Raw genomic sequence first — 13,399 nt, 5'->3', positions numbered from 1 at the left:
AGATCGGACATGCGCGCCTACCGTCCTGCGCTGAATGCGCTCGGCCTGATCATCATGATCTTCGGCCTGCTGATGGGTTTCCCGCTCTGTGTGTCGCTATGGCTCGACGACGGCGCGGCGCTGGCCTACGACAAGGCGCTGTTCGCCACCTTCGCCGCCGGCCTGCTGCTGTGGCTCGCCACGCGCGGCGTACGGCGCGACCTGCGGGTGCATGACGGCTTCTTCCTCGTCGTCGCCACCTGGGCGATCCTGCCGCTGTTCGGTTCGCTGCCGCTGATGAGCTACATGCCGGCGCTGAGCTTCACCGATGCCTACTTCGAGGCGGTATCGGGCCTCACCGCCACTGGCGCCACGGTGCTGTCCGGCGTCAACGACCTGCCGATCTCGATCAACGTCTGGCGCACCCAGATGCACTGGATCGGCGGCATGGGCATCATCGTGCTGGTGGTGGCGATCCTGCCGCTGCTCGGCATCGGCGGCCGCCAGGTCTACAAGGCCGAGGTGCCGACGCCGATGAAGGACTCCAGCCTGACGCCGCGCATCACCGAGACCGCCAAGGGCCTGTGGCTGGCCTACATGCTGCTGACCGTCGCCTGCGGCTTCAGCCTGTGGGGGGCGGGCATGGGCGGCTGGGACGCGCTGATCCATGCCTTCTCGATCACCGGCCTGGGCGGCTTCTCGAGCAAGGACGCTTCGCTCGGCCATTTCGCCAGCCTGAACGTCGAGCTGGTGGCGATGGTGTTCGCCCTGCTGGCCGGCCTCAACTACGCCACCCACTATCTCGCCCTGGTGCGCCGTTCGCTGCGGCCCTATTCGCGCGATCCGGAGATTCCGTTCTATTTCGGCGTGCTGGCCTTCAGCATCGTCATGCTGACGATCTACCTGCTGTACTGGCAGAGCCACGACCATCCGCTCCACACCCTGCGCAGCGTGGCCTTCCACGTCGTGTCGATCTCGACGTCGCTCGGTCTGGTCATCGAGGACTATTCCGCTTGGCCGATGTTCGCCCAGGTCTGGATGCTGTTCCTCGGCAGTTTCATCGCCTGTTCCGGCTCGACCGGCGGCGGCGTCAAGATGATGCGGGCGATCATCCTGTACAAGCAGGTGCTGCGCGAGACCGTGCGCTCGCTGCATCCCAACGCGGTGCAGCCGGTGCGCATCGGCAGGCAGTCGGTGCCGGAGAACATCCTTCATGCGGTGCTCGGCTTCAGCTTCACCTACATGGTGTCGATCACCTGCCTGACGCTGATCCTTGCCGCCACCGGGCTGGAGCTGCTGACCGCCTTCTCCGCCGTGGTCGCCTGCCTCGACAACACCGGTCCCGGCCTGGCAGGGGTCGGACCGGGCGGCAATTACCAGGCGCTGTCGATGTTCCACAAGTGGGTGCTGGCGTTCACGATGATCCTCGGCCGGCTCGAGATCTTCACCGTGCTCGTCGTGCTGACGCCGGCTTTCTGGCGGCGCTGAGGCGATTCCGGGCCTGTTTGACGCGCAACAAGCCCATCCGGACGGTCAACGGGCGATAATCGCGGCTTGTGCCCGAACGACCGCCATAAAGGACTCGACGTGAGCCGTCTCAAGAACGACACCTTCCTGCGCGCGCTGCTGCGCCAGCCCACCGAATACACCCCCGTCTGGCTGATGCGCCAGGCCGGCCGCTACCTGCCGGAGTACTGCGAGACGCGCAAGCGCGCCGGCAGCTTCCTGCAGCTGTGCAAGAGCCCGGCGATGGCCTGCGAAGTCACGCTGCAGCCGCTGGCGCGCTACGATCTCGATGCCGCGATCCTGTTCTCCGACATCCTCACCGTGCCGGACGCGATGGGCCTCGGCCTGTACTTCGCCGAAGGCGAGGGGCCGCGCTTCGAGCGTCCGCTGAAGGACGAGTGGGAGATCCGCAACCTCAGCGCGCCCGATCCGCATGCCGAGCTGCAGTACGTGATGGACGCGGTCAGCGAGATCCGCCGCGCGCTCGACGGCAGCGTGCCGCTGATCGGCTTCTCCGGCAGCCCGTGGACGCTGGCCTGCTACATGGTCGAAGGCGGCTCGTCGAGCGACTACCGCAAGGTCAAGAGCCTGGCCTACAGCCGCCCCGACCTGATGCACCACATCCTCGACGTCACCGCGCAGGCGGTGGTGAAGTATCTGAATGCCCAGATCGAAGCCGGCGCCCAGGCGGTGATGGTGTTCGACTCCTGGGGCGGCGTGCTGTCCGAAGCGGCCTACCGCGAATTCTCGCTGCGCTACCTGGAGCAGGTGGTGTCCGGCCTGATCCGCGAGCGCGACGGCCAGCGCGTGCCCAGCATCGTGTTCACCAAGGGCGGCGGCCTGTGGCTGGAATCCATCGCCGCGATCGGCTCCGACGCGGTCGGCCTGGACTGGACCATGGACATCGGCCGCGCCCGCCAGCTGGTGGGCGACAAGGTCGCGCTGCAGGGCAATCTCGACCCCAACGTGCTGTTCGCCCCGCCCGAGACCGTGGCCGCTGAAACCCGCCGCGTGCTGGATTCCTTCGGCAATCACCCGGGCCACGTCTTCAACCTCGGCCACGGCATCTCGCAGTTCTCCCCGCCCGACAACGTCACGGTGCTGGTCGATACCGTGCACGAACACAGCCGCAGGCTGCGCGCGCAGGGCTGATCGAAGGCCTGGCCGGTAACATCGCGGCGGCCGCTTTCCGAAAGGCGGCTGCCGTTTCCTGTCAAGCACTAAATCAGCATTTGAAGGCTTGACTTATGCACATCGCCACGTTCCGCCGGGCGGATGGGCATCAGATTCCGGTTTTATTCCACTGTTTTCATAAATTGTTGAAAACAAAGGGAATTAAAAAAGCACAATGTTAAGGCAATGTGACGGAAAGCCTGAACTGGCGCCGGTTTGAGGCCGATTCACCCATCTTTCCCACAAACTTATCCACAGGTTTTGTGGACAAGCGCGAGGCCGGTTTTCCCGCCAATGGCTTGCCCGGCATTTCCACGGTTCGTTCTCACGAACATTGCACAAGCTACTGAAGAACAACGATTTTTCGTATCATCACCGCTGCCGCATGCCCATCGTCCGTGTCGCCCTGCCGGTTCCGCTGCCGCAAGTGTTTGATTACCTTGCACCGGACGCCTCCGATGCCGACGTCGGCCGTTGCGTCAAGGTGCCGTTCGGCCGCGGCGAACGCAACGGCCTGATCGTCGCCCTGGCGACCGAGGCCGACATCGACCCGACGCGGCTCAAGGCCGTGCATCACATCCAGCGCGACGTGCCGCCGCTGCCGCCGGACTGGCTGGAGCTGGTGGCTTTCGTCGCCCGCTATTACCACGCGCCGATCGGTGAGATCGTCGCCCTCGCGCTGCCGCCCGGCCTGCGCCGTGCCGACGGCGTTTGCGGCGACGAGGACGATCCCCTGCTCGAGATCGGTCCGGCCGGCAGAGAAGCCCTGCAGGCCGGCCGGCGCCCGGGCAAGGCGCTGGCCCTGCTGCAGGCGCTGGCGCAGGATACGCCGCCGTGGCGGCGGAGCGTGGTGCGCGAGCGGGAGGGCGGCGAAGCGGTCGGTGACCTGCTGCGCCGCGGCTGGCTGGCCGAGGCCGCGCTCGATACCCCGAGCCGTGCCGCATCCGGCGCCTTGCCGGAGCTGACCACGGAACAGCACGGCACGGTGAAGGCCATCCTGGACGCCGGCGAGGGCTTCCGCAGCTGGCTGCTGCACGGCGTCACCGGCAGCGGCAAGACCGAGGTCTATCTGCGCCTGGCGGCCCACATGCTGGCGCAGGGCCGCCAGGTGCTGATGCTGGTGCCCGAGATCGCGCTGACGCCGCAGCTCGAACAGCGCGTCGCCCAGCGCTTTGCCGCCGCCCGCATCGTCAGCCTGCATTCCGGCCTGGCCGACGGCGCGCGCTCGCGCGGCTTCGTGCAGGCCCTGAGCGGCCACGCCGACATCGTGCTCGGCACCCGGCTGGCGGTGTTCGCGCCGCTGCCGCGGATGGGCCTGATCCTGGTCGACGAGGAACACGACGCCTCCTACAAGCAGCAGGAAGGCGTGCGTTATTCGGCGCGCGACATCGCGGTGTGGCGCGCGCGCCAGCGCGGCGTGCCGGTGGTGCTGGGCTCGGCCACGCCGTCGCTGGAAACCTGGTACCACGCCCGCAGCGAACGCTACGCGCTGCAGGTGCTGACGCAGCGCGCGGTGGCGGCAGAAATGCCGAAGGTGCGCTGCATCGACGTGCGCCGGCTGAAGCTGGACGAAGGGCTCAGCCCCGGCCTGCAGGCGGCGATCGCGCAGCGGCTGGAACGCGGTGAGCAGAGCCTGGTGTTCCTCAACCGCCGCGGCTACGCGCCGGTGCTGTCCTGCCCGTCCTGCGGCTGGGTCAGCCGCTGCCCGCACTGCTCGGCCAATCTCGTCGTGCACCTCGCCGACCGCCGCCTGCGCTGCCACCACTGCGGCTGCGACGGCGGCATCCCGCACGCCTGTCCGAGCTGCGGCGACCAGGACATCAAGCCTTTCGGCCGCGGCACGCAGCGCATCGAAGCGCGCCTGGCCGAGCTGTATCCGCAGGCGCGGGTGCTGCGGGTCGATCGCGATGCCGCGCGCACGCGCAAGCAATGGGAAGCGCTGCTCGACACCATCGCCGCAGGCGGCGCCGACATCCTGGTCGGCACCCAGATGATGGCGAAGGGGCACGATTTTCCGAACCTGACCCTGGTCGGTGTCATCGGCGCCGACGCCTCGCTGCATGCCGCCGATTTCCGCGCCCCCGAGCGCCTGTTCCAGCAGTTGATGCAGGTCGGCGGCCGCGCCGGGCGGGGCGCGCTGCCCGGCGAAGTGCTGATCCAGACCGAATACCCGGAGCACCCGCTCTACCAGCAGCTCGCCCGCCACGACTTCGACGCCTTTGCCCGCATGGAACTGCAGGCGCGCCGCAGCGCCGGTTTCCCGCCCTTCAGCCACCAGGCCATGCTGCGCGCCGACGCACCGGTGCTGGATGATGCCGTCGAGTTCCTGGCCCACGCCCGCCGCCTCGCCACCGAGCGCGCCCCGGCCGGGCTGCGCATCTACGATCCGGTGCCGATGCGCATGACGCGGCTGGCCCGCCGTGAACGTGTCCAGCTGCTGGTCGAGGCCGACCAGCGTGGCCTGCTGCAGGCCTTCCTGGCCGACTGGATGGCGTTGCTCTACCGCCAGCGCACGGCGCGCGAACTGCGCTGGCACCTGGACGTGGATCCGTTCGAACTGTAGTCCGCAACCCGGCTGGCCGGGCTGCTACACGGCGATACAGGAAAAAACCTGCCGGACAAATGCGCCGGCAGGGCGGGCGCTAGGATACGCGCCTCATCCCGCCGGGATGCCTCTGGAGATACCCCTCATGAAAGCCGTCCGCCTGCTTCCTCTGCTGTTTGCCGGGCTGTGCTCCGTCGCCCTTGCCCAGTCCGAGCCCCGTGGCGAGCGTCCGCCAGGCGATGGCCCGCGCGGCATCGCCCGTTTCGACGCCAACGGCGACGGCGTGCTGGTCAAGGAAGAGCTGAAGGACAACCCGCGCCTGCTCGAGCGTTTCGATACGCTCGACGTCAATAAGGACGGCAGGCTGACCGAGGACGAGATGCGCGCCGGCATGCGTCCGCGCAACGGTCAGGGGCCGCAGGACTGAGCTCCATCACGGAGCAGGGCGGGGGGCCTGCTGCGGCTCGCCCGCCTGCCATCCGCCGCCGAGCGCGGCGACCAGCTGCACGCTGGCCTGCAGCCTGTCGCGGGTGATGTCGAGGGCGTTGCGGCGGGCGGCGAGGGTGCCGTTCTGCGCCACCACGACTTCGAGGAAGGAGACCTGGCCGGCGCGATAGCGGTTGGTCACCAGGCGCTCGTTTTCCTCCGCCAGCTCCACCACGCGGGCCTGCTGCGCGGCGCGGGCTTCGAGCGCGCGCAGGCTGGCGAAGGCATCCTCGGTTTCCTGCAGCGCGGCCAGCACCGCTTCGCGCCAGGCTTCGGCGGCGGCCTCGTGGGCGGCACGGGCGTCGTCCAGCGTCGCGGCGCGGGCGCCGCCGTCGAACAGCGTCGCGGCCAGCGTGGGGCCCAGCGCCCAGACCCGGTTGGGGGCTTCGAACAGGTTGGCGAAGGTGCCGGAGCGGTAGCCGCCGGACAGGCCCAGGGTCAGGTCGGGCAGCCACGCGGCCTGGGCAATACCGATGCGGGCGTTGGCGGCGGCGACGCGGCGCTCGGCCACCACCAGATCGGGGCGGCGGACGAGCAGTTCGCCCGGCAGCGCCGAAGGCACGGCGGGCAGTGTCAGCAGGCTGCCGTCGGCTTCGATGCCGAAGCCGGACGGCGGCTGGCCGGCGAGCACGGCGATGGCGTTCTCGGCCATTGCGCGCTGGTCGACCAGCTCGAGCAACTGGGCGCGCACGTTCTCGAGCTGGTTTTCGGCCTGCACCACGTCGGCGCGCGCGATCATGCCGGCTTCGTACTGGTTCTGCGTGAGCTGCAGCGAGCGGGTGTAGGCGGCCTCGGTCTGCAGCAGCAGCTCGCGCTGCAGGTCGAGCACGCGCAGGCGGATGTAGGACTGCGCCAGGCTGGCCTGCAGCGACAGCCGCAGCGCGGCCAGGTCGGCGGCCGAGCCCGCAAGGTTGGCCTGACCAGCCTCGACCGCGCGCCGCACCCGTCCCCACAGGTCGGGCACCCAGCTCACCGACAGGCCGCCGTCGTAGCTGGTGGCCACGCCGTCGGCCGTGCCGCTGCGCCGGCCCGAGAGGTCGGCGCCCACCGTCGGCGAAAAGCCGGCGCGCGCGCCGCGCAGGGCGGCCTCGGCCTGGCGCAGGCGGGCGGCGGCCTGCGCCATTCCCGGGTTGGAAGCGTCCAGCTCGGCGATCAGGGCGTCCAGCGTGCCGTCGCCATAGGCTTTCCACCAGGCGCCGTCTTCGAGCAGCGGAGTCCGCACCGTCTGCCAGCCGGCATCGTGCTTGAAGGTCTGCGGCATCGCGGGCAGTTCCGGCGCGCGGTAGTCGGGCCCGACCGCGCAGCCGGTCAGGACGAAGGCGGCGGCGAGGGAGCAGAGCGTGGTCAGGCGCATGGCGGGAAGGGCGGAAGAAGGGATGAGAGGTCCGAGGCAGCGACGGCGAAACGCCCGCTCCCTTTGGCCGGGCGTCCCTTGTCGGGCGCCTGGCCAGGGGAGAGGCGGCGGCTGGAGAGGGAAAGGCTGCTGTTGTTCATGGCGTTACCGTCCCGACCGCAGCGCGTTTGCGCAGCACGCGCAGCCGCAAGCGGTCGAGGCCGAGGTAGACCACCGGGGTGGTGTACAGCGTCAGCAGCTGGCTGACCGCCAGGCCGCCGACGATGGTGATGCCGAGCGGCTGGCGCAGCTCCGAGCCTTCGCCGACGCCGAGCAGCAGCGGCAGGGCGCCGAGCAGGGCGGCGAGGTTGGTCATCAGGATGGGGCGCAGGCGCAACTGCGCGGCGCGCTCGATCGAGGCGCGCGGCGACAGGCCGAGCCGGCGTTCGCCGTCGATGGCGAAGTCGATCATCAGGATGGCGTTCTTCATTACCACGCCGATCAGCAGGAACAGGCCGAGCAGCGCGATCAGGCTGAACTCGGTGCCCGACAGCATCAGCGCCAGCAGCGCGCCGATGCCGGCCGAGGGCAGCGTGGACAGGATCGTCAGTGGATGCAGGGTGCTTTCGTACAGGATGCCGAGGACGAAATACACCGCCACCAGCACCGCCAGGATCAGCAGCGGCTGCGACTGGCTGGTCTGGCCCAGGGTCTGGGCCGTGCCGCCGTGGCGGACGAACAGCGAGGACGGGATCATCAACTGCGTCACCGCGGCGTCGATCGCCCGCATCGCCTGTTCCGGGCCGATGCCGGGCGCCGGCGCGTAGTCGATGCCTTCGACGGCGTACTGCTCCTTGTGCGACACGCGGTCGTTGCTGAGGCTGTGGCGGTAGCGGGTGAAGGCCGACAGCGGCACGCGCTGGCCGTCCCGGGTGACGACCTGCAGCTCGTCGAGCACACCGGCGTGCTCGGTGTAGCGCGGGTCGAGCTCCATCACCACGCGGTACTGGTTGAGGCTGTCGTACAGCGTCGCGACCTGGCGTTGCGAGAAGGAGTTGTTGAGCACCGAGCCGATCATGCGCATGTCCACGCCCAGGCGCTGGGCGGCTTCGCGGTCGATGTCGATGCTCAGTTGCTGCGTGCCTTCGTCGCGGTAGCCATTGACGTCAACCAGTTCGGGCAGGTCTTCCATCGCCTTGGTCAGGCGTGCCGCCCAGTGCTTCAGCAGCGTGGTCTCGGGCGACATCAGCAGCACCGAGTATTCGCTGCTGTTGAAGGGCGGGTTGAGTTGGATGTCCTGGTCAACCTGCATGAACAGCATGCCGCCCGGCACCTTGGGCGCACTGGCGCGCAGGCGGTCGATGACCTGGCGCGCGCTGGCGTCGCGCTCGGCGCGCGGCTTGAGCTTGACCATCAGCCAGGAGTTGCTGATGCCGCCGGTGCCGCCGCTGGTGCCGACGACGTCCTCGACCGCCGGGTCGGACAGGATGTGCTTGCGGTAAACGTCGATCTTAGGCTGCATCAACTGGAAGGAGAAGCTGTCGTCGCCGCGCACCATGCCGCGCAGCTGGCCGGTGTCCTGTTCCGGCAGCGTGCCCTTGGGAATGGCGATGTACAGATACACGTTGCAGGCGATCACCGCGGCCAGCAGAAGCAGCACGATGACGCCGTGGCGCAGCGCCCAGCCCAGGCTGGCCGCGTAGCCCCGCTGCAGGGCGGCTGATGCACGGCTGCCGAAGGCGGCCAGGCGCCCGCCGCCGCGTTCCTCGCGCGGCCGCAGCAGATGGGCGCAGAGGCTGGGCGTCAGCGTCAGCGACACCGCCAGCGATACCAGGATCGCGGCGGCGAGGGTGACGACGAACTCGCGGAACAGGCGTTCGACCACGCCGCCCATGAACAGCACCGACAGGAACACCGCCACCAGCGACACGTTCATCGCCAGCAGCGTGAAGCCGACTTCGCCCGCGCCTTTCAGCGCCGCGCGGTAGGGGCGCATGCCGTCGGCGATGTGGCGCTCGATGTTCTCCAGCACGACGATGGCGTCGTCCACCACCAGGCCGGCGGCGACGATCAGCGCCATCAGCGACAGGTTGTTGAGCGAGAAGCCGTAGAAATACATCACGACGAAGGCGCCGATCAGCGACACCGGCACCGCCAGGCTCGGGATCAGCGCGGCGCGGCCGTCGCCGAGGAAGGCCCACACCACCGCGATCACCAGCGCGGCGGCGATCAGCAGCGTGAACTGCGCTTCGGCCAGCGTGGCGCGGATGCCGGGGCTGCGGTCGACCACCACCCGCATCGTCGTGTCGGCCGGCAGCAGCGCCTGCAGCATCGGCATCTGCGCGCGGATGGTGTCAACGGTGGCGACGATGTTGGCGTCGGGCTGGCGATAGACTTGCAGCAGCACCGCCGGGTCGTGGTTGTGGAAGCCGCTGCTGTAGCGGTTCTCGGTGCTGTCGCTGACGGCGGCGACGTCGCCCAGCCGCACCACCGCGCCGTCGCGGTAGCGCACGATCAGTTCGCGGTAGTCGTCGGCGGTGCGCAGGCTGTCGCTGGTGCCGACGCGCCAGCGCAGATCGCCTTCTTCGAGCACGCCGAGCGGCTCCAGCGCGTTGGCGGCGGAGATCGCCGTGCGGATGTCGTCGAGCGCGATGCCGTGATGGGCGAGCATGCCGGGGTTGAGCTGCACCCGCACCGCCGGCAGCGCCGAGCCGCCGACGTTGACCTGGCCCACGCCTTCGATCTGGGCGATCTTCTGCGCCAGGATGGTCGCCGCCAGGTCGTACAGCCGGCCGGGTGACAGGCTGGGCGAGGACAGCGCGATCACCATCACCGGCGACAGCGTCGAGTTGACCTTGCGGTAGCTGGGGTTGCCGGGCATGCCGGCCGGCAACTGGCCGCGCACCGCGTTGATCGCCGCCTGCACGTCGCGCGCGGCGGCGTTGATGTCGCGGTCGAGGTCGAAGCGCAGCCGCACCCGGGTGGCGCCCTGGCTGCTCGACGAGCTGAGTTCGGTCACACCGGCGATGCTGCCGAGCGCGCGCTCCAGCGGCGTCGCCACCGTCGAGGCCATGCTTTCCGGGCTGGCGCCGGGCAGGTTGGCGGTGACCTCGATCGACGGAAACTCCACCTCCGGCAGCGGCGCCACCGGCAGCAGCCGGTAGGCGAGCAGGCCGCACAGCACCAGCGCGAGCGCGAGCAGGCAGCTCGCCACTGGCCTGCGGATGAAGGCGCGCGCCAGGTTCATGCGCGTGCGTCCGCGGCCGGCGTGTCAGGCTGCGCCGCGCGTCCGCCGGTCAGGCGGTCGAAGAACAGATAGACCACCGGCGTGGTGAACAGCGTCAGCACCTGGCTGACCAGCAGGCCGCCGACCATGACGACGCCCAGCGGCTGGCGCAGCTCGGCACCCGAGCCGCCGGCCAGCATCAGCGGCAGCGCGCCGACCAGCGCCGCCAGCGTGGTCATCAGGATCGGGCGGAAGCGCAGCAGCGCGGCGCGACGGATCGCCTCCTGCGGCGCCATGCCGAGCTTGCGCTGCGCGTCGAGGGCGAAGTCCACCATCATGATGCCGTTCTTCTTCACCAGGCCGATCAGCAGCACGATGCCGATCACCGCCACCAGGTCGAGCGGCCGGCCCGACAGGTGCAGCGCGGCCAGCGCGCCGACGGTCGCCGAGGGCAGCGTGGACAGGATCGTGATCGGGTGGATGGTGCTTTCGTACAGCACGCCGAGCACGATGTACATCGTCACCACCGCCGCCAGGATCAGCCACAAGGTATTGCCGAGCGAGGCGCGGAAGGCCTCGGCCGCGCCCTGGAAGCGCATTTCCACCGCCATCGGCAGGTCGATTTCGCCGCGCACCGCTTCGATTGCCGCCACTGCTTCGCCGAGCGAGGCGCCCGGCGCCAGGTTGAAGGACAAGGTCGCCGCAGGGAACTGGCCCTGGTGCGAGATTGCCAGCACCGCCGGCCGCAGCGAGATCCGCGCCACCGTCGACAGCGGCACCGGCCCGCCGGCGGTCGGGATGTAGGTGCGTTCCAGCGCCTCGGGGCCGACCGCGTGGCGCGGATCGACTTCGAGCACGATGCGGTACTGGTTGGCATGGGTGAACAGCGTGGCGATCTGGCGCTGGCCGTAGGCGGTGTGCAGCGCGCCGATCACCTGCGCGGCGCTGACGCCCAGCCGGGTCGCGGCGTCGCGGTCGATGTCGACCCGGGCCTGCACGCCGCCGCGCTGCAGGTCGGAAGCGACGTCGGCCAGCTCCGGACGCTGGCGCAAAGCCGTCACCATGGCGTCAACCCAGGCCGCCAGTTCGTCCTCGTCCGGCGTGGACAGCGTGAACTGGTACTGGGTGCGGCTGATGCGGTCCTCGATCGACAGCTCCTGCACCGGCTGCATCCAGGCTTCGATGCCTTCGACTGCGGCAAAGCGCTCCGTCAGCCGCTGCATGATCTCGGCCACGCCGTCGCGTTCGCCGTGTGGGTGCAGGTTGATCAGCATGCGGCCGCTGTTGAGCGTGGTGTTGCTGCCGTCGACGCCGATGAAGGACGACAGGCTCTGCACCTGCGGATCGGTCATCGCCACCCGCGCCAGCGCCTGCTGGCGTTCGGCCATGGCGCTGAAGGACACGGTCTGCGGCGCCTCGGTGACGACCTGGATCACGCCGCTGTCCTGCACCGGGAAGAAGCCCTTGGGCACGGTGAGGTAGAGCAGCGCGGTCAGCGCCAGCGTGCCGAGCGTGACCAGCAAGGTGGCGGTCTGGTGGCGCAGCACCCAGTCGAGCCATACCGCGTAGCGGTCGATGACGCGGTCAAGGAAGCCATTGCCGCCTTCCTCATGCCCGGCGGTGTCGCCGAGCATGCGCGCGCTCATCATCGGCGTCAGCGTCAGCGACACCACCAGCGAGATCATGATCGCCACCGCCAGCGTCACGGCGAACTCGTGGAACAGCCGGCCGACCACGTCGCCCATGAACAGCAGCGGGATCAGCACCGCGATCAGCGAGATCGTCAGCGACACCAGCGTGAAGCCGATCTCGGCGGCGCCCTTCAGCGCAGCCTGCATCGGCGAGGCGCCGGCCTCGCGGTGGCGGGCGATGTTCTCCAGCATCACGATGGCGTCATCGACGACGAAGCCGGTGGCGATGGTCAGCGCCATCAGGCTGAGGTTGTTCACCGAGAAGCCGGCGAGATACATCACGCCGAAGGTGCCTACCAGCGACAGCGGCACCGCCACGCTGGGAATCAGCGTCGCGCTCGCGCGGCGCAGGAACATGAAGGTCACCAGCACCACCAGGCCGACGGCGAACACCAGCTCCTTCTGCACGTCGCGCACCGAGGCGCGGATGGACAGCGTGCGGTCGGTCAGCATCGCCACATCGACCGCCGCCGGCAGTGTCGCGGTGAGCTGCGGCAGCAGCTCGCGCACGCGGTCGGCCACTTCGATGACGTTGGCGCCCGGCTGGCGCTGGATGTTGACCAGCACGGCCGGCGCGTCCACCGGTTCGGCGCAGGCGCCGTCTGCATCGCTGGCCTGGCAGTATCCGGCCCAGGCGGCGAGGAAGCGGTCTTCCGCGCCCTGTTCGATGGTGGCGATGTCGCCCAGGCGCAACGGTGCGCCGTTCGACCAGGTGACGATCAGATTGCGGTATTCCTCGACCGACTTGATCTGGTCGTTGGCTTCGACCATGACGAAGCGGTGCGGGCCGTCCAGGCTGCCCTTGGGCTGGGTGGAATTGGCCGCCACCAGCGTGGTCCGGATGTCCTCCATGCTCAGGCCGTGGGCGGCGAGCGCCTGCGGATTGACCTGCACCCGCAGCGCCGGGCGCTGGCCGCCGGCCAGGCTGACCATGCCGACGCCCGGCAATTGCGCCAGCTTCTGCGCCATGCGGGTGTCGACCATGTCGTACACCTCGGGCAGCGGCAGCGCCGCCGAGGACACCGCCAGCGTCACGATCGGCGCGTCGGCGGGATTGACCTTGCGGTAGATCGGCGGCGTCGGCAGGTCGCTCGGCAGCAGGTTGGCGGCGGTGTTGATCGCCGCCTGCACTTCCTGCTCGGCCACGCCCAGATCGACCTTGAGGCCGAACTGCAGGGTGATCGCCGAGGCGCCGCCGGAACTGGTCGAGCTCATCTGCTTGAGCCCTGGGATCTGCCCCAGGCGGCGTTCCAGCGGCGCGGTGATGGTGCGGGCCGTCACCTCGGGACTGGCGCCCGGGTGGAAGGTGAACACCTGGATGATCGGGTAATCGACCTGGGGCAGCGCCGCCACCGGCAGCAGCCGCCAGGACAGCAGGCCGGAGATGACGAGCGCGAGCATCAGCAGCGTGGTCGCCACCGGCCGCTCGATGAAGGGGCGGGAGATGTTCATCGCTGGAG

At 69.4% G+C, this 13,399-nt stretch carries 7 protein-coding genes; 4 read left to right on the top strand and 3 right to left on the bottom strand.

The window, feature by feature from the left end:
* The first annotated feature begins 9 nt into the window (after positions 1-9).
* The 4 genes from QM748_RS15200 (at position 10) to QM748_RS15185 (ending at position 5,630) form a co-directional block, all read left to right on the top strand.
* On the top strand, positions 10-1,467 hold the full coding sequence (locus QM748_RS15200; protein WP_415247751.1) for a TrkH family potassium uptake protein: 1,458 nt from the start codon (positions 10-12) through the stop codon (positions 1,465-1,467).
* 99 nt (positions 1,468-1,566) lie between these two features.
* Entirely contained in the window at positions 1,567-2,637 is a 1,071-nt protein-coding gene (gene hemE, locus QM748_RS15195; RefSeq protein ID WP_415247750.1) for a uroporphyrinogen decarboxylase, read from the top strand.
* A gap of 406 nt (positions 2,638-3,043) precedes the next feature.
* A complete protein-coding gene (locus QM748_RS15190) occupies positions 3,044-5,221 on the top strand; it encodes a primosomal protein N' (RefSeq protein ID WP_415247749.1) in 2,178 nt (725 codons plus the stop codon).
* Between the two features lie 127 nt (positions 5,222-5,348).
* Entirely contained in the window at positions 5,349-5,630 is a 282-nt protein-coding gene (locus QM748_RS15185) for a hypothetical protein (RefSeq protein ID WP_415247748.1), read from the top strand.
* Positions 5,631-5,636: 6 nt separating this feature from the next.
* Here QM748_RS15185 and QM748_RS15180 read toward each other — a convergent pair whose 3' ends face one another.
* From QM748_RS15180 to QM748_RS15170, 3 genes are all read right to left on the bottom strand, one after another.
* On the bottom strand, positions 5,637-7,043 hold the full coding sequence (locus tag QM748_RS15180) for an efflux transporter outer membrane subunit (RefSeq protein ID WP_415247747.1): 1,407 nt from the start codon (positions 7,041-7,043) through the stop codon (positions 5,637-5,639).
* Positions 7,044-7,179: 136 nt separating this feature from the next.
* Positions 7,180-10,269 carry an efflux RND transporter permease subunit gene (locus QM748_RS15175; RefSeq protein WP_415247746.1) on the bottom strand — a complete coding sequence of 1,030 codons (3,090 nt, stop codon included), beginning with the start codon at positions 10,267-10,269 and terminating at the stop codon, positions 7,180-7,182.
* A complete protein-coding gene (locus tag QM748_RS15170) occupies positions 10,266-13,391 on the bottom strand; it encodes an efflux RND transporter permease subunit (RefSeq protein ID WP_415247745.1) in 3,126 nt (1,041 codons plus the stop codon). The genes QM748_RS15175 and QM748_RS15170 overlap by 4 nt, the downstream gene beginning before the upstream one ends.
* Positions 13,392-13,399: the final 8 nt, after the last annotated feature.

Origin of the sequence: Thauera sp. (assembly GCF_047601425.1) — a bacterium.
Lineage (GTDB): Bacteria > Pseudomonadota > Gammaproteobacteria > Burkholderiales > Rhodocyclaceae > Thauera.
This window is presented reverse-complemented; position numbering and strand designations above follow the sequence as displayed.